Annotated in this window: 13 protein-coding genes; 9 read left to right on the top strand and 4 right to left on the bottom strand. The window is 62.4% G+C overall.

What is annotated here, in order from left to right:
* Nucleotides 1-6: 6 nt before the first annotated feature.
* Nucleotides 7-2,013 carry an excinuclease ABC subunit UvrB gene (gene uvrB, locus ACXMDP_RS00975; RefSeq protein WP_259729042.1) on the top strand — a complete coding sequence of 669 codons (2,007 nt, stop codon included), beginning with the start codon at nt 7-9 and terminating at the stop codon, nt 2,011-2,013.
* Nucleotides 2,014-2,033: 20 nt separating this feature from the next.
* Here the strand turns inward: uvrB and ACXMDP_RS00970 are convergent, their stop codons facing one another.
* Genes ACXMDP_RS00970 through holA form a run of 3 tightly spaced genes read right to left on the bottom strand, consistent with a single transcriptional unit; the run spans nt 2,034 to nt 6,228 of the window.
* On the bottom strand, nt 2,034-3,380 hold the full coding sequence (locus tag ACXMDP_RS00970; protein WP_259729043.1) for an exopolysaccharide biosynthesis polyprenyl glycosylphosphotransferase: 1,347 nt from the start codon (nt 3,378-3,380) through the stop codon (nt 2,034-2,036).
* Nucleotides 3,381-5,225, bottom strand: coding sequence for an aspartate kinase (locus ACXMDP_RS00965; RefSeq protein ID WP_259729044.1), 1,845 nt, complete (start codon nt 5,223-5,225; stop codon nt 3,381-3,383).
* A gap of 34 nt (nt 5,226-5,259) precedes the next feature.
* Entirely contained in the window at nt 5,260-6,228 is a 969-nt protein-coding gene (gene holA, locus ACXMDP_RS00960) for a DNA polymerase III subunit delta (RefSeq protein ID WP_259729045.1), read from the bottom strand.
* An 11-nt stretch (nt 6,229-6,239) separates the two neighbouring features.
* On the opposite strand from holA, the gene ACXMDP_RS00955 reads away from it, so the two are divergent.
* A complete protein-coding gene (locus ACXMDP_RS00955; protein WP_094511132.1) occupies nt 6,240-6,863 on the top strand; it encodes a precorrin-8X methylmutase in 624 nt (207 codons plus the stop codon).
* An 8-nt stretch (nt 6,864-6,871) separates the two neighbouring features.
* Here the strand turns inward: ACXMDP_RS00955 and mutS are convergent, their stop codons facing one another.
* Nucleotides 6,872-9,661: a DNA mismatch repair protein MutS gene (mutS, locus tag ACXMDP_RS00950; protein WP_259729046.1), complete on the bottom strand. Its 2,790-nt coding sequence runs from the start codon at nt 9,659-9,661 to the stop codon at nt 6,872-6,874.
* Nucleotides 9,662-9,805: 144 nt separating this feature from the next.
* Between mutS and psbZ the strand changes: the two genes are divergently transcribed.
* From psbZ to ACXMDP_RS00915, 7 genes are all read left to right on the top strand, one after another.
* On the top strand, nt 9,806-9,994 hold the full coding sequence (gene psbZ / locus ACXMDP_RS00945) for a photosystem II reaction center protein PsbZ (protein WP_094511131.1): 189 nt from the start codon (nt 9,806-9,808) through the stop codon (nt 9,992-9,994).
* 5 nt (nt 9,995-9,999) lie between these two features.
* Nucleotides 10,000-10,491, top strand: a complete 492-nt coding sequence (gene ribH, locus ACXMDP_RS00940) for a 6,7-dimethyl-8-ribityllumazine synthase (protein ID WP_094511130.1) — start codon at nt 10,000-10,002, stop codon at nt 10,489-10,491.
* Nucleotides 10,488-11,294: an ABC transporter ATP-binding protein gene (locus tag ACXMDP_RS00935; protein WP_259729047.1), complete on the top strand. Its 807-nt coding sequence runs from the start codon at nt 10,488-10,490 to the stop codon at nt 11,292-11,294. Before ribH ends, ACXMDP_RS00935 begins: the two co-directional genes overlap by 4 nt.
* 56 nt (nt 11,295-11,350) lie before the next feature.
* A complete protein-coding gene (locus tag ACXMDP_RS00930; protein ID WP_457767006.1) occupies nt 11,351-12,127 on the top strand; it encodes an ABC transporter permease in 777 nt (258 codons plus the stop codon).
* Nucleotides 12,128-12,335: 208 nt separating this feature from the next.
* Nucleotides 12,336-14,519: a glycosyltransferase gene (locus ACXMDP_RS00925; RefSeq protein WP_259729049.1), complete on the top strand. Its 2,184-nt coding sequence runs from the start codon at nt 12,336-12,338 to the stop codon at nt 14,517-14,519.
* 545 nt (nt 14,520-15,064) lie between these two features.
* On the top strand, nt 15,065-15,451 hold the full coding sequence (locus tag ACXMDP_RS00920; protein ID WP_259729050.1) for a hypothetical protein: 387 nt from the start codon (nt 15,065-15,067) through the stop codon (nt 15,449-15,451).
* Between the two features lie 141 nt (nt 15,452-15,592).
* On the top strand, nt 15,593-17,725 hold the full coding sequence (locus tag ACXMDP_RS00915) for a sialidase family protein (protein WP_259729051.1): 2,133 nt from the start codon (nt 15,593-15,595) through the stop codon (nt 17,723-17,725).
* Nucleotides 17,726-17,980: the final 255 nt, after the last annotated feature.

Below are 17,980 nucleotides of genomic sequence, written 5' to 3'. Positions count from 1 at the left end.
AGCGGCATGCCCCGTTATCAGCTCACAGCCCCTTATGAACCCAAGGGGGATCAACCGACCGCCATCGAGACCCTCACCCGCGGCGTGGAGCAGGGGCAGCGTTTTCAGACCCTGCTGGGCGCCACCGGAACGGGCAAGACCTTCTCGATCGCGAATGTGATCGCCCGCACCGGCAGACCCGCCCTGGTGCTGGCCCATAACAAGACATTGGCGGCGCAGCTGTGCAACGAACTGCGCGAGTTCTTTCCAGAGAACGCCGTTGAGTATTTCATCTCCTATTACGACTACTACCAGCCCGAAGCCTACGTCCCTGTTTCTGATACCTACATCGCCAAGACGGCCTCGATCAACGAAGAGATCGACATGCTGCGGCACTCCGCCACCCGTTCGCTGTTCGAGCGCCGCGATGTGATCGTGGTTGCTTCGATCAGCTGCATCTATGGCCTTGGTATCCCCTCGGAATACCTCAAGGCAGCGGTGAAGTTCCAGGTGGGGGAGACGCTCAATCTGCGCGGTTCGCTGCGGGAGCTGGTGAACAACCAGTATTCCCGCAATGACCTGGAGGCGGGCCGCGGCCGCTTCCGGGTGAAGGGCGATGTGCTGGAGATCGGCCCCGCCTATGAAGACAGGCTCGTGCGCATTGAGCTGTTCGGGGATGAGGTGGAGGCGATCCGCTACGTGGACCCCACCACCGGTGAGATCCTCCAGAGCCTGGAGGCGGTGAACATCTACCCCGCCAAACACTTCGTGACCCCCAAAGATCGGCTCGAAGTGGCGATCGATGCGATTCGCACGGAGCTACGCGATCGTCTCGAGGTGCTGCATGCGCAGGGCAAGCTGCTGGAGGCCCAGCGCCTCGAGCAGCGCACCACCTACGACCTTGAAATGCTCAAGGAAGTGGGCTACTGCAACGGTGTGGAGAACTATGCCCGCCACCTCGCGGGCCGCCAGGCCGGCACTCCGCCCGAATGCCTGATCGATTACTTCCCCGACGACTGGCTGCTGGTGGTGGATGAAAGCCATGTCACCTGCTCCCAGCTGCATGCCATGTACAACGGCGACCAGGCACGCAAGCAGGTGCTGATCGACCACGGCTTTCGCCTGCCCAGCGCCGCTGACAACCGCCCGCTCAAGGCGGAGGAGTTCTGGGAAAAGGCCCGCCAGACCATCTTCGTGTCTGCCACTCCGGGACAATGGGAGATCCAGCAGAGCGAGGGCCACATCGCCCAGCAGGTGATTCGCCCCACGGGCGTGCTGGATCCGATCGTGGAGGTGCGCCCCACCGAGGGGCAGGTGGATGATCTGCTGGCTGAAATCCGGGTGCGGGCGGAGCGCTCGGAGCGCAGCCTGATCACCACGCTCACCAAGCGCATGGCGGAGGATCTCACCGATTACCTGGCCGAGAATGGGGTGCGGGTGCGCTATCTCCACTCCGAGATCCACTCGATCGAGCGCATCGAGATCATCCAGGATCTCCGCAATGGCGCGTTCGATGCTCTGGTAGGTGTGAATCTATTGCGAGAAGGGCTCGATCTTCCGGAAGTGTCGCTGGTGGCGATTCTCGATGCCGATAAGGAAGGCTTCCTGCGGGCAGAACGCTCCTTGATCCAGACGATCGGCCGCGCCGCCCGCCATGTGAGTGGGGTGGCGTTGCTCTATGGCGACAACCTCACCGATTCGATGGCGAAGGCTATTTCCGAAACCGAGCGGCGGCGTGCCATCCAGCATGCCTACAACGAAGAGCACGGCATCACCCCCACCCCCGCCGGCAAGCGGGCCGGCAACTCGATCCTGGCCTACCTGGAGGTGTCCCGCCGCCTCAACGACGATCAGCTGGAGCAGGCCGTGGAGCTGGCTGTTCACAACGAAGCCCCGCTCGAAGCGCTTCCGGAGCTGATCACCCAGCTGGAGGAAAAGATGAAAACGGCCGCCAAGAACCTCGACTTCGAAGAAGCGGCCAACCTGCGCGATCGCATCAAGCAGTTGCGTCAGAAACTGGTGGGTCATCACTGAGCCCTGCTGCGATCAGCTGGTCAACGCCCGGAGGCCTTCAGCACGGTTTTGATCGTTTTGGCGAGGATCAGCAGATCCAGCCAGATGCTGCCGTTGCGTAGGTAGTAGAGGTCGTAGCTGAGCTTCAGCTGCGCATCCTCCACGCTGGAGCTGTAGGGCATGTTCACCTGGGCCCAGCCGCTCAGGCCCGGGCGGATCCAGTGCCGCAGCCGGTAGTGGGGGATGCGCTGCTCCAGCTCCCCTTCCAGCTCCGGCCGTTCCGGCCGTGGGCCGATCAGGCTCATCTCGCCGCGCAGCACGTTCAGAAGCTGCGGAAGTTCATCGAGGCGGGTGCGCCGCAGCCACACACCCACCGGGGTGATGCGTTGATCATTGGGCTCCGACCACCTGGCCCCGCCCAGTTCCGCCTGTCGCACCATCGAGCGCAGCTTGATCACCTCAATGGCTTTGCCCATCAGGCCGGAGCGACGCTGGCGGTAGAACACAGGTCCGCCATCGCCCAGGCGGATCAGTGCCGCAGCCGGCAGCAGTAGGGGCGCAGCCAGCAGCAGCAGCAGCAGGCTGATGGCCACATCGGCGAAGCGCTTGAGCTGCCTCTCCACCGTGGGCTGACGCCCTTCGATCCGCCCGGAGAACAGCAGCCACTGGTGTCCCACCCACTGCGGCGGGATGCGCTGCAGCTCCTGCTCGGCCATCTCGGCCAGGGTGGTGAGTGGCCCGCCCAGCCAGGCCAGCTGCTCCGCCTGCCGCATCAGGGCGGGGTCGGCCTGCACACCCGGGCTGAGGGCGATGCCATCCAGCCCGCCCGGCAGCTGTTCACGGGCCATGGGATGGCCGTCCACCGGCGACGCCGGGGCGTGCGCATCCTGGATGGCCAGTGCCGGTCTCCCCGCCTGGTGCCCCCACTCCCGCTCGATCGCCGCGATTTCCTCCGGCAGCGCCAGCACCCGCCAGTGGTCGTTGCCGGGGTGGCTGGACACCTGCCGGATCGCCAGCCGCACCAAGGCGCTCCACAGGGCCAGCAACACGAACAGCGGGATGAGGCTGCCGCGGTGCAGCACGGCTACAGCCGGGCCTGCCCGCACCAACCAGCCCAGCAGGGCGGCGGCACTGAGCGACACCGCGCTCGTGACCCCCAGCCGCAGGGCCAGGCGCATGCGGCGCATGTCGGCGCGGCGCAGCACGGTGTACGAACCGAACAGCCAGCCGAAGGTCCAGTAGAGCAAGACCAGGATCAGCAGCAGGCCGGCGCTCGGGTCGCTCGGCGCCTGGCGCGCCCGGCCGATCAGCAACGCCAGCACGACGAGGCCGGCGGCATCAAGCCCCGCCGCCAGGGCCAGCCAACGACGGGTGGAGAGCCAGTGCACCTAGGCGCCTGCGGGGAGGGCGGCGTCGTGGCTGCCGGGAGCCTCGCTGCCCTGCGCCTGATGGCTGGCCTCGCCCCCAAGCGCGAAGCAGGCGTGCACCACCTGCAGGGCCTTGACGCCATCGTCTTCGGCCACCACGCAGCTGGTGCGGATCTCGCTGGTGGCGATCATCTCGATGTTGATGCCCGCTGCCGCCAGGGCCCGGAACATGCGGCCCGCCGTGCCGGGTGTGCAGGGCATGCCGGCGCCCACGGCGCTGACCCGGGCGATAGCGCTGCCCTGCTCGAAGCTCGCTTCCGGCCACTGCAGCAGCAGCGGTTGCAGTGCCTGGCGGGCCCGCGCCAGATCCTCCCGTCGCAGCGTGAAGCTCATGTCGCGGCTGCGGGTGGGCCCTTCCCCGCGGGTGCGCTCCGACTGCACGATCGTGTCGAGGCTGATGCCCGCATCCGCCAGGCTGCGGCAGACGGCGGCGGCGGTGCCGGGCCGATCGGGCACCTGCCGCACGGCCACCTGGGCCTGATCCCGGTCGAGGGCCACGCCCCGCACAGCGGGATCGTTGACCCTGCAGGGCAGCGGGTTCTGGCGCAGCTGGTGGTCCTGCAGCTCGAACACTTCGGCAGCGGCCCGCAGCGCCCGGTGGCCCTGGCTGCCGTCCACCAGGCAACTCACCTTCACCTCGCTGGTGGCGATCATGCGCAGGTTGATGCCGTAGCGCGCCAGGGTGTCGAACAGGCGCGCGGCAATGCCTGGCCGCCCCATGATCCCGGCTCCGGAGATGCTCAGCTTGGCCAGGCCCGCCTCGCTGCTCAGGGCCGTGTCGTCGGCCTGGAGATCGCCGAGCAGAGCGCGGCACACCGTGAGTGAGGCCTCCAGCTGATCCTCCGCCACGGTGAAGGCGATGTCGTTGGTGGTGCCGTCATGGGTCGATTGCACGATCAGATCCACGTTCAGGCCGGCGGCCGAGAGGGCCTCGAACAGCAGGGCGGCCACACCGGGCCGGTCGGGCACGCGGGTGAGGGCCAGCACCGCCTGGCGCTCCTCGAGATCGGCGCCATCGACAGGACGACCCAGTTCCAGCCCACCGCTGCCGATCGGGCGCGGCGGGCCACTGGTGAGCCGGGTGCCGGGGGCCTCGCTCCAACTGGAGCGCACCACCAGCGGCACGCCGTAGTTGCGGGCGATCTCCACCGCCCGTGGGTGCAACACCGAGGCGCCGAGGCTGGCCAGCTCCAGCATCTCGTCGCAGCTCACCTGCTCCATCAGCTGGGCATCCGCCACCTTGCGGGGGTCGGTGGTGAGCACGCCCGGCACATCGGTGTAGATCTCGCACACCGACGCCGCCAGCGCCGCCGCCAGCGCCACGGCCGAGGTGTCGGAGCCGCCGCGGCCCAGGGTGGTGATCTCCGGCGTACCGGCGCTGCCGCTGCTGGTGCCCTGGAAGCCGGCCACCACCACCACCTGGCCCTCCTCCAGCAACCGCTCGATGCGGTCGGTGCGCACCTCCAGGATCCGCGCGCGCCCGTAGGACGACTCGGTGACGATCCCCACCTGAGCGCCGGTCATCGACACGGCCGGCACGCCGATCGCCTGCAGCGCCATCGCCAGCAGGGCGATCGACACCTGCTCACCGGTGGCCAGCAGCATGTCCATCTCCCGCTGGGGAGGGGTGGTGGTGATGGCCCGGGCCAGGCCGGTGAGTTCGTCGGTGGTGTGGCCCATGGCCGACACCACGATCACCAGATCGTGGCCCTCCTCGCGGCTGGCGGCGATGCGACGCGCCACGGCCTGCAGGCGTTCCACGCTGCCGACGGAGGTGCCCCCGAACTTCTGAACCAGCAGGGCCATCCCGGTGCGCGCGCGAACGGTGGATCGGTGCTGATTATCGGAGGGGGGCTGACAGGAACCCATCGCGGAAGGCGTCGCCGGCTTCAGTGCCCCGTTTGAGCGCCGCCTCCACCTCCAGCAACTGCCCCAGCAACCGCAGCAGCCGCTCCGCCGACCGACCGCGCAACTGCTTGCGCAACACGTAGATGCGCCTGGGGTTGCCGATGCCGGCCGCCTTGGCGATCACGGCCACGTCCTGTTCGCCCTGGGCGTCCAGCAGGCTCACCCACACCCAGCCCCGCAGCTGGCCGGCGAGTGTGGCCACGATCCGCAGCGCCGGCTCCCCCGCCCGCACCAGCTCGTCCACCAGGGCGATGGCCTCGCCGGCGTCCCCGCGCAGCAGCGCTTCCCCCACCGCCAGGCTGCTGGTGCTGTGGCCCGCCACCAGCGCCGCCACCGCCGCGCCGTCGATCGGGCGCTGACCGCAGAACACGGCGAGCTTCTCCAGCTCGCTGGCCAGGCGGGCGCTGTCGCTGCCGATCGCACCCGCCAGCGCTTCGATCGCCGCCGGCGTGGCCGTCAGGCCCAGGGAGCGGGCAGTGCTGCGCACCAGCTCCAGCTGGCCCTCTCCATCCCACACCGCCGGCAGCACGAAGCTGCGTTCCTTGGCGATCGCCTTGAGGGCTTTGGTGGTGCGCAGGCGTGCGTCCGGTTTGCCTTCGCTCACCAGCACCAGGTGGCTGGTGGCGGGGATCAGCTCCAGGCTGGCCTCCAGCTGCGTGGCCAGCTCCGCCGGACAGGTGTGGCAGAAGGGGCTGCGCTGCACCACCACCACCCGGTCACCGCCGCCGAACGGGCCGGTGCGCGCCTCGATCAATGCCTGGCCGGCCTGGGCCGTGTCGTTGCCATCGAGCCGGCTGAGGTTGATGCTCTGCCAGACCGGATCCACCGACGCGGTGATCAGCTCCTCCACCGCCCGCTGACGGCTGGCCTCGTCGTCGCCCCAGTAGAGATGGATCGGCATCGGGGCAGGCCGTGGACCATCCGATCTTCACCGAAAGCGTGCGGAGGATCCGGGGCTGGCTGGGGCCCACCGGTCTTGACCCTGTGCAACAGGAGGTGCTCGAGCGCCTGGTGCACAGCAGTGGCGATCTGGCCATTGCGCCGGAGCTGCGCTTCAGCCCAGGCGCCTGCGTCGCCGGCCTGGCGGCCCTGGCGGCCGGGGCGCCGATCCTCACAGATACCGCGATGGCGGCGGCGGCGGTGACCCCGATGGCCCGCCGCAGCTTCGGCAACCCGGTGCACAGCGTGCTGGCCTGGGCGCCCGCTCTGGCGCCTGAAGGCAGCACCCGCACCGCTGCGGGGATGGCCCCGGCCCTGGCGGCCCTGCCGGGGGCTGTGGTGCTGATCGGCAGTGCCCCCACCGCGCTCGAACGGTTGCTGGAGCTGGTGGCCGCCCCCGAGCCGGTCGCGGGCGTGGTGCCGCCGGCGCTGGTGATCGGCATGCCGGTGGGCTTTGTGGGGGTGGCCGAGAGCAAGCGCCACCTGGCCGCCAGCGGTCTGCCCCAGATCCGGCTGGAGGGCAGCAAGGGGGGGGCGGGTCTGGCGGCGGCGGCGGTGAACGCCCTGCTGCGGCGCGCCTGGCTGGACCGCGCCTGAGGCCTTCCCTAGGCCGCCACCTGCAGCCCCACCACCACGTGGCTGTTGGCCTCGATCCGTCCGAGCACCTGGCGGGCGCGGCGCACCACCTGCTGGGGCACCCCGGCCAGGCGGGCCGCCTCGATGCCGTAACTGCGGCTGGCGCCGCCGGGACGCACCTGATGCAGGAACACCAGCTGATCGCCGGTTTCCTCCACCAGCACCTGGAAGTTGGCCACGTTCGGGAGCAGCTCGGCCAGCTCGTTGAGCTCGTGGTAGTGGGTGGCGAACACCGCCCGCGCCCGCAGGCCGTCGGCCAGGTGCTCCGCCACCGCCCAGGCGATCGAGAGGCCGTCGAAGGTGGCAGTGCCGCGCCCGATCTCATCGAGCAGCACCAGAGAGCGATCGGTGGCGTGGTGCAGGATGTTGGCCGTTTCGGCCATCTCCACCATGAAGGTGGACTGGCCGGTGGCGAGGTCATCTACGGCGCCGACCCGGGTGAAGATGCGGTCGCAGAGGCCGAGCCGGGCGCGGCTGGCGGGAATCCAGCTGCCGATCTGGGCCATCAGCTGCAGCAGGCCCGTCTGGCGCAGATAGCAGCTCTTGCCACTGGCGTTCGGTCCGGTGAGCACCACCAGATCGGGCTGGTCCGCCTCGCCCAGGTGGATGCCATTGGCGGTGAAGGGCTCCTCCACCAGCAGCTGTTCCACCACGGGATGGCGGCCGGCCTCGATCCAGAGGCTGCGGTCGCCGGTGAGCTCGGGGCGGCAGTAGCCGCAGGTGGCGGCCACCTCGGCGAGCGAGGCGATCGCATCGAGGCGGGCCACGCGCCGGGCAGCGCTGCGGATCGGCGCGGCCAGGGCGCCGACGGCGGCGCGCAGCTCGCTGAACAGTTCGTACTCCCGCTGGGCGGCGCGGGCCTGGAGCTGCAGGATGCGGCCCTCGCGCGCCTTGAGTTCGGGCGTCACGAAGCGCTCCTCGTTGGCGAGGGTCTGGCGCCGGATCCAGTGCTCGGGCACCCGTGTGGCCCGGGCCCGGCTCACCGAGAGGAAATAGCCGAAGGTGCGGTGAAACTGCACCCGCAGCGAGGGGATGCCGCTGCGTTGCCGCTCCGCTTTCTCCTGCTCCACCAGCCAGGCCTGCTGGTCGTCGAGCCGGTTGCGCAGCCCATCGAGTCGCGCGTCGACGCCGTCGTGGATCAGCCCCCCTTCCGTGAGGCTCAGTGGCGGGGTGTCCTGCAGGGTGTGACGCAGCTGCTCCACCAGCACCGCCAGTTCGGGCGGCGGTTCGCGCAGGGCCGCCAGGGGCTCGCTGCGCGCCGCCGCCAGCAACGCCGCCAGCCGCGGCAGCCGCTCGAGTCCATCGGCGAGGGCCACCAGATCCCGGGCCGAGGCGGTGCCCGCACCGGCCCGCCCCGCCAGCCGCTCCAGATCGCCCATCGGCCGCAGCAGACGGCGCAGGGCCAGCCGCAGCCCGCGCTGCTCCACCAGCTCACTCACGCCCTCCTGACGGGCGTGGATGGCGGCGCGGTCCATCAGCGGCGCCTCCAGCCAGCGACGCAGGGCCCGGCCGCCCATGGCGGTCATGGTGCGATCGAGGGCCCACAGCAGCGAGCCGTGGAACTGGCCGTCGCGCTGGGTGCGGGTGATCTCCAGGTTGCGCCGCGTCTGGGCATCGAGCACCAGGTGATCGCCGGCGAAGCGGAGGCTGGGTGGATCGAGGGGCACCAGGCCGGCGGCAGTGCTCCGGGCACCGGTCTGGTTGTCGTCGAGGTAGCGCAGCAACCCTCCCGCCGCCCGCAGCGCCAGGGGCGCCTCCGCCAGCCCGAGACCGTCGGTGGTGGCAAGCCGAAAGCGCTGCAGCAGTGTGCGCCGCGCCTCCGGCAGGCTGAAGGGCGTGCGCGCCAGCCGGGTGAGGTGCAGGGCTGGTGGGCACCAGGCCGGCTTGCCGGCGGTGCCGTCCGGGTACGCCGCGGCGTCGGGATCGGGCCAGATCAGCTCGGCCGCCTCCAGTTGCAGCAGTTCCTGGTGCAGGGCATCGCTCCCCTGCCGTTGGCTGAGGCGGAACTCGCCGGTGCTCACATCGGCCACCGCCAGCCCCCAGTCGCCCTGCTCCAGCACCACCGCCGCGAGCCAGTTGTTACGCCGGGCGGCCAGCATCCCCTCCTCCAGCACGGTGCCGGGGGTCAGCACGCGGGTGATGTCGCGCTTCAGCAGCGCCCCCTTGGCGGCCGTGGTCTCCAGCTGGTCGCAGAGAGCGACGCTCAGACCGCGGCGCACCAGCTCACTGCAGTAGCGCTCGGCGGCGTGGTGGGGGATGCCGGCCATCGGCACCCGACCGATCGCCTTGCCGGCGTCCTTGCCCGTGAGCGTGAGCTCCAGCAGGCGGGACAGCTGGATGGCGTCCTCGAAGAAGCACTCGAAGAAGTCGCCGAGGCGGTAGAGCAGCACCCGCTCGGGGTGGGCGCGCTTGAGCTCGGCGTAGTGCCGCAGCATCGGCGGCAGGTCTTCCGCCGCCACCAGGCTGTGGTGATGCCAGCGGGGCTGGTCCTCCGCCAACGCCTGCTGCGGGCTGGCTTCGCCGGCGGCGCTGGCAGGGGCTTCGTCGGTATCGGGATCGGTGGAGAGGCTGCGGCGCGAGTGGGCCCGGGGCCGGGCGGCGGCCGCTGCGGCGAGGGCGCCATCGTCCAGGTCGAGATCGCCCGGGCTGCTGCGGTCTCCATCGCCCGGTGCGGATGCGGGCTCGGCGGCGCCGAACAGACTGCCCTGCAGCGCCTCCTCAGGCACCAACGAGAGCTGGCGATCGGCGTCGGCGCCCACGGGCGGCTCCTGGCTGCAGCGATGGTAGGGGCCCCGGGCCAGCTGCTCCCCACAAGATGTGAAGGATCCGGCGGCCGCCCGCAGGTGAGGGAAATCCCACGTGGGAAGATCGTCGCACTGCCCTCCCCAGGCCCCGCAGGTCCCATGCAGCTCCTCAACACCCTCACCGTTCTGGCCCTGGTGGTGATGTCGTTCGCCCTGATCGTGGCGGTGCCGGTGCTCTATGCGAGCACCGAAGACAGCGGCCGCTCCAACCGCCTGATCCTGCTGGGTGGCGCCGCCTGGGTGGCCCTCGTTCTGCTCAACTGGGGAATCAGTTACTTCGTGGTCTGAGGCCCTTGGCGGTTTTCGAAGGACGGTTCACCGAGGTCAGCGGCCTCCATATCGGCATCGTGGTGGGCCGGTTCAATGACCTGGTCACGGGCAAGCTGCTCAGCGCCTGCCTGGATGCCCTTTCTCGCCACGGCATCGACGTCACCCCCAGCAGCGAGCAGCTGGATGTGGCTTGGGTGCCCGGCAGCTTCGAGATTCCCCTCGTGGCGCAGCGTCTGGCGGCCTCGGGCCGCTATCAGGTGGTGATCACACTCGGGGCCGTGATCCGCGGCGACACGCCCCACTTCGATTACGTCTGCTCCGAAGTGAGCAAGGGCGTGGCGGCCGTGGCCCGCGATACGGGCGTGCCGGTGATCTTCGGCGTGCTCACCACCGACACCCTCCAGCAGGCGCTGGAGCGGGCCGGTATCAAGAGCAACCTGGGCTGGAGCTATGCGTTGCAGGCCCTGGAAATGGGCAGCCTGATGCAAGTGCTACCTGGCACAATTGTACGTTGACCGATAGCGTGACGCTCTCTTCAAGGAGAGGCTTGGCCTCCAGTCCTGCTGATCAGCCGCTGGTGGAGCTTGACAGGGTTTGCCTTGACATTCCGGTGGAGGGCGTTGGCGGTCGTTCGCTCAAAGCAGCGCTTGTCGGTGGGCTCACTGGCGGCCTGCTGAACCGCGGCAAACGAGGAGGGGTCTCGGTGCGCGCTCTCAATAACCTCAGCTTCACAATCAACAAAGGAGAGCGAGTTGCGTTGCTGGGCCATAACGGTGCCGGTAAATCCACCCTTTTGCGGTTGCTCTGTGACATCTACAAGCCCAGCAGTGGCAGTGTCCGCCGTTATGGTCGGGTGGTTCCACTGATCAATAAGAACTTTTGGGTGGACACCGATCTCACCGGCAGGCACGCTGCACGCGCCCACTATCTTTTCAATTGCAACACAATCAAGGGATTTGACGCTTTTCTGGAGGAACTCACAGCCTTTACGGAATTGGCTGATTTCATCCATCTACCGATTCGCACCTATAGCGAAGGCATGCGCACCCGGTTGCAATTCGGGCTGCTTACCGCCTTCAGGCATGAAGCCTTGGCGCTAGACGAGGGGCTAGGGGCTGGTGATCAGTGGTTCCTCTCCCGAGCCCGGCACCAGCTCACACGCTTCTTAGGGGAAGCGGGAACACTTATTTTGGCCTCCCACTCCAATGACCTGCTCGCTCAATTCTGCACCAGGGGGGTGGTTCTCATGCACGGGCACCTTGAGTTTGATGGCTCCCTAGAGGAGGCGATCGAGGCCTACACCAAGGGGGTGGGCTGAGAGCGATGCAGGAGCTTTCCCCGAGGGATATGAGTCTGCGAGATGCAAAGCCCGCCATGGGCCAAGGACTGGGTTATGCCTGCCGCACGGCGCGTGCATGGTGGTACAGCGCTTGGTTGCGCACCTTGGCTCGGTTCAGCCGCACCACGCTGGGTAGCTTCTGGATGGGCCTGAGCAATCTGTTGAGTGTGGGTGTTCTAGGGGTTGTGTACGGCACTGTTCTGAAGGTTGCCGACCCTCTCCGTTACATTATTTATCTCGGATTTGGTGTCACTATCTGGGGGCTCGTCAGCATGGCGTCACTTGCGGGCAGCACTCTGTTCCTGCTGCGCCGTGACCAACTCGTGAACAATGCGATGCCGAGCATCTTCTATTGCCTGGAGGAATGGGCGTTCCAGCTCCAGACCTTCGCCCAGGCCTTTGTGGTTGTTCTCCTCGCCTTCGCATTGATTGATCCAGGTCTTCTCCTGAATGCTGTTCACTACATCTGGCTGCCATTGATCAACCTATGCCTATTCACGTTTTGGATCATCGTTTTGATGGCCGTGTTGGGAGCCCGCTTCAAGGATTTTGCTCAGTTGATGCCGATTCTTCTCCAGCTTCTTTTTCTTGTTTCTCCAATCCTCTACAAGCGGGAAGGCCTTGGCGAGCTCAGCGTTCTCGCTGACTTCAATCCCTTCTACCAAGCGCTTGCACCGGTGAGGGACAGCTTGATTGATGGTCAGTTACATCTTGGAGATGAGTTGCTCTCTCTTGCCATTAACACCATTGGGGTGTTGATAGCAGTGGGAGCCTTGAAGTGGGTTCGGTATCGCCTTCCTCTATGGGTCTGAGGCTGCAGCGCATGGCTCCTTTGAGGGGCTCTCTTGCACGTGTAACCAACGAGTGCAGGGGTTCTTGCCGCCATTGAGTGAATGCCAGCTTTTAATGTGAGCCTGAACTTCCTATGAATCGCCATCGCTTCCAGAGTGTGTGTAGGCGATAATCTGGCAGGAAAGTGCTTAGCGTGCTACTATCTTAGACATCGGCGATCATTTATTCATGCTTGCATCTGTAGTGATACCTGTATACAATACCAAGCCAGATCAGCTTGAGGCGGCATTTCTGAGTGCATGCGAGCAAACTCTTGACCCCAGTAGCTATGAAATAATCATTATCGACGACCATTCGACCAGCCAGGATACCCTGCACCTGCTTGATGTGATTGAGGGCCAAGCCTCTCGTTGCGCCAATCATGTGACGGTGAAGCGCTTAGCAAAGAACACTGGATTGGTTCAAGTTCGCAACTTCGGCGCACAGATCGCCAAAGGCGATTTTCTTGTGTTTCTTGACTCCGACGATCTTGTCTCTTCCGACTATCTTCTCAAAGGCTTGGCTACAATGATGTCAGGCGAGAAGATTGGCTGGACATATCCGAATGTAGTGGGATTTGGGTTTGAGCAGAACTTCTCGCGTGCTGAGGACTTTGGCATAAGAAGGCTATTCGTCTATAATTATTGCGCAACAGCCTCCATGTTTAGAAAAAAAGCATGGGAATCCATCAAGGGCCAAAGAGATAAGACAGTTGCCGGTGGCGTTAAGTGGTATGAAGACTGGGCTACCTATATGAGCCTGCTTGTAAAGGGCTGGTATGGAGAGCCAAACAGATCCATCGTCTTTTACTACCGCAAAAACATTAAAAGCATGATGACGAGGTCTCCCGAGCTCGCACTCGCTAGCCGATATGTTCATTGGCGCACGTTTGTTTGCCGTCTGCCGTTCATGGCAGGGGCCAAGCTGAATTATATGAAAGCGCGATCTGGATCAGAGACTACGACCTCTCCACTTGACCCTAGGTATTACTCAAGGCAAGCGCTAGCGATGCTGCTGAGGCAGTTCTTGAAAATTGATACACCCGTGGCACGGGTCAAGACGCGCTATCTGTTCTATGCGATGGCTCGGCCGAAAAAGCTGATCTCTGAACTGGTCTCTCTCCGGTTCCTCCCCAATCCATGTGAGCAGTACTGCGGATTATCAGAGAGCATCAATTACAGTAGCAGTAGCTTTGACGAAATCTATTCCAAGCTCTCTGCACTTAGCCCTGCTTCCAGTAGCGTTCTGGTTGGTCATTATTGGTGGCGTGCTGGCGGGGCGGAGCAGGTGTTGTTGGATCTCTGTGGATATCTCAAGGAGATTCAAGGCCGAGAGTTGTTGGATATTGTTGTTCTTGGGCGTGGTGAGAACAAATACTTCAGCGAGCAGTTCTCTTCTGTTTCACTGTGTGCGGGAATCCTGGAAGAGCTGAGCACATCGCCAATCGGCAGGATCAAAGCGCTATGGGCATTGATTTGCATTCACAAGCCTGCCTCAATCATCATCATGAGCAATCCGCACCTTTATTGCCTTGCGCCGCTGATCAAAAAGTACTTCCCCTCAGTCCGTATTGTCGACTTACTCCATTGCACCGGAGCCACTGGCACCCTGAGCTGGTTCGACCTGAGCAATTATTACAAGGACTTTATTGATACTCGAATCGTCATCAGTGAGACATATAAAGACTTTATGTGCGGCCGCTATGGCGTGGATGAAAGCAAGGTCCTTGTCGTGCACAACCAGGTAAAGCCGATGCGTCCACAATCGCAGCAGGCGCCTTCTAAATATAGCCGCATGGCGCTAGGAATACCAGACACTAACTTGATTGTTGGTTTTCTTGGTCGTTTGGACATGCAAAAACGGCCCGATGAGTTTCTGAGGCTTGTTGAATCCACGCAAGCTAACAGCGGCATCTCCTATCTCATGGGAGGAGATGGTGAATTGCGCAGCACCGTTGAAAAAGCCGCTTCACAGTATGGCAGCCTCAGTTATGTAGGAAATGTTAAAGACGCTGGCGGCTTCTTGTCCCTTTGTGATGTCGTTGTTTTCTTTTCGGAGTATGAGGGCATGCCCTTGGTGGCTTTGGAATGTGCGTCTCTGTCGGTTCCCATCATTGCTCCCGATATTGTTGGCTTTAGGGAGCCGATTGCGAATGGAGAGTTTGGCATGCTTTATCCGTCATGCTACGACGGAACAGATCATACGAAAGTTAAAACGATCATTGAAAATGATCTCAGCAAGCTTCGGCTTCTCGGCCCAAATGGCCCATCCTATGTTCAAACATATCATGCGAGATATTCCGCCAGGCCTGGCTTCGACCAGTTGATCAATAGCGTTCTGTTTAGCAAGCCCAGCATCTGTGCATCACATTAGAAGCTCTTTTCATGGCTTCAGTGTGGTTGTGCGATGCCGCTAAGTGTTCTTCCGAGCCATGCGATTGCAGCGACTGTCCGCAGCGACTGTCGGCAGCGCTGGGCGCCGCGGCAGCATGGACACAGGACAGGCTGTTGCCGAGGATCGGCAGGGCGTGGCTGTTGAGCGATGATCAGCAGCCGGCTGTTGCTGGATTGGCTCAGCCGGGCTTCCAGTGAGGCTTGAGCCTGGGCAAGGGCACGGATCAGCGGCCTCCTTCCTAGCAGCCACCGTTGCGTCTGCGGGGATCAGCAATCTTCCCAATGAGTTGATCAGTTTCTGATCAACTTCGGTAGACGTTGGCTTGGACTCTGAGGGGCGGGAACCCCACTGACTGAGCCAATCCTCGCAGGTCAGGCAAAAGAACCGGTGAGGCACTTGGCTTCGGTTTCAGACCCATCCAGGCGGCCAAGCTGTTGCAAATTATAAAGAACATTGCCCGGATCGCTGAAGTATAAGATTTCCTACAATAGCATCAAGATATATCGTATAGGTTGTGGGCTGCAATGGACTTTCTTGTAACAACCCTGGCCAATCAAGGGATTGGGAGCCTGAGATGGGCAATCACTAGTGCCAATAGCTCCATGGGGTTTGATTCGATTGGCTTTGATTCCTCTCTTGCTGGAGGAACAATCAGTCTGTTTAGTAGTTTGCCCGTAATTACTGACAGGGTGGCGATCAGTGGATTGTTTAATGACACGAGTGCGCCCGGCATTGCCATTGATTTCAATGGTCGCGCAGGATTAGTGTTCCGAGGCAGCCGAGCCGCGGAATCAAGCCTTCGAGGGTTGTCACTAAACGATGCCGGTGGTGATGGCCTCAGGCTTGATGCGAATGGGATCACTGTTCAGAATAACTTCTTTGGCTTGATGCTCGATGGTGTCAATGGCTAGGGCAACTCGGGCAATGGGATCCGAATCACAGCCAACTCAAGTCAAAACACGATTGGTGCTCTGACGGATCCCCTCACAGGGCAACTGGTTGACAACACGTTCTCCAATCAATTCGGTGGCAATGGTGGTTCGGGTATTCTGGTGCAAGGTGCCAACACCCATACCATCTCAGGGAACAAGATCTCCGCGATTGGCGATGGGAATCGTGGCATCCTTGTTACCGAAAGCCGTGCCACTACATCCCCAACCAACGATCTCCAAATTCTCGATAATATGATCACGGCCAGTGGTGCACAAACAGCTGGCATTGAAGTGGTCGTTTCCAATGGTTACCTTGATCGCCTTGACCTCATTGGGAACAAGATCAGCACGGATGGAGCCTTCATGTCGCATGGTATTCGCTTGCTGGCCTCTGGATCTGGCTCGATTGGATCTGTGCAAGTGAATCAGAATGACATTTCAACGTCGGGACCTCTCTCTGAAGGTGTTTACTTGAGCAGCCTGGATGGGGGAACGATCAGACAGGCAACCGTGAATAGCAACACGATTCTGACCACGGGAGACGTTGGCAGCGATTCAAACAATAGATTCGAATTGGAATCAGATGGAATATACATTAACGTGCTCAGAAACAGCAGCATCCAGACTGTTCAAGTTGAAGGCAATGAAGTAACTACGCTCGGCAACGATGCAGATGGAATCTACTTGATTGCCGGAGTCAATGGAGAAGTTGGCGAAGCCATGGTGTCCAATAATATAATTTCAACACTTGCAGATAATCCCATTCAGAGCAGTCAGTCTGCAGAAGGAATCAAGATTCTGTCTTATGAAAACTCAAGCATTGATATTGCACTGTATTCGAATACGATCCTCCAGTCAGAGGGCGATGGCATTCTTTTGAGGGTTCGTGCAGTTGTGAATGGAATCGAGTCAACTGGTGGCGCAATCCTCGCCGATCTGCAGGGCAACAATGTTGTTAATGCCAATTCCTCTGGTCAGATCTTTGCCACAGCGTATAGCTTTTCCAACCCTGACAATGCAGGGATAATCGCACTGGTTGGCGCTGACTTGGATGAGATCATCGCGAACAACTCGCCAGCTGATCCTGCCGCGTTCTCTGTGACTGGCACCATCCTGTTTGCCCCTGGTGCCCCTGGTAGCCCTGATGTCATCACCGGGAATCCCACTACGATCACGAACGGTAATGAGGGCATGATCTCCTCGCGTTTTCAGGATCATTCATGGGTCACTGAAGATGGCGCTGTTAACGTGATGGCCAACACAAATGGCCAGCTTTCACTCTATTCCAGCATAGACAATGGTTCAACATGGGAGGCAACTGTCACGCTGGCGAACTCCACTGCTTCTTCCCGTGCAGATGGCATGATCGTTGATGGCAAGCTTTATTCAGTGTATACGATTGAAGGCGGCGGGATCGCTCTTGCCATCCTGAGCTATTCGGAAGCGAGCGTATCTTGGACAATTGAATCGACGGTAATCCCACCCAGTCCTGCGTCCCTGAGGGTTGAGCGGCCGTCCATCGCCGTCACCGGGGCTGGCACGATCGTTGTAGCGTTTACGGCAACCGACAGGTCAACAGGACAGGCGAGCCTAAGGGTCGCTCAGAGCGATGATCAAGGAGCAACATGGGCTGTCCTCAATCAAGGAATTGTCAATACAACGAATGACGGCAGGATGTCGGGGAACGTCATTGCATTGGATGAGGGATTTGGGCTTCTTTATACCAATGGAGCTACTCTGAATTGGACTGAGTTTTCGGAAAGCGCGTCCCCTGGTGGCAGCCTTGGCGTCAGTGAGACAATCTTGATCCAGGGAGATAGTCAGAATGATCCCAATGGCACCCATTTCAGCTCGTTGACCGATGAGGACGGCAACATCCATGTTGCCACTAATAACGGTGAAAGCCGAGTTGTTTACTTGCGATACAATAATGATACGGACTCATGGGATGAGCCTGTTGTGATCACGGATCAGCCCAGCGGAAACTACATGCAGATCAGCCTGATGGAGGATGGCACGATCAAGATCACCTATGATGCCATTATCGATGGCGACAGAGTTGTTGCGGTCAGCGAGAGCACGAACGGTGGAGATAGCTGGGCCTTGATTTCTGTCCTTACCCAGGATGTTGTTGCGGATCCCGGCAATCGCAGAGTTGAAACTCCAGCGTATGCGCAAGATACATTGCCGGTCTTTCAGCAGGTTGAGTCAGCAAGCGGCTCCAATTCACTTGTGTATTATGAAGTGGCTTGAGGAAGTTACGGGCAATCCGCTTTAATCAGGCCAGTTCGCAGATTTCGAGAGGATCGATCCTGCTGTTCAGCCGTGGCGCTCGCTGCTCTTGCCTGCGAAGACAATCACGGCTCCCTGGATTCCACTGAAGCGCCTGATCAAGCTCATGCATCACCAGCGCTCCAGCAGGGGGGCTGATCGCTACGCTGTGCTTTCGCTGCTTAGCCGGAGTGAGGTTGAACGAGAGAAGATGGATGATTTCTTGTGGATATCTTG

Source organism: Cyanobium sp. ULC065, assembly GCF_977927515.1.
This window is presented reverse-complemented; position numbering and strand designations above follow the sequence as displayed.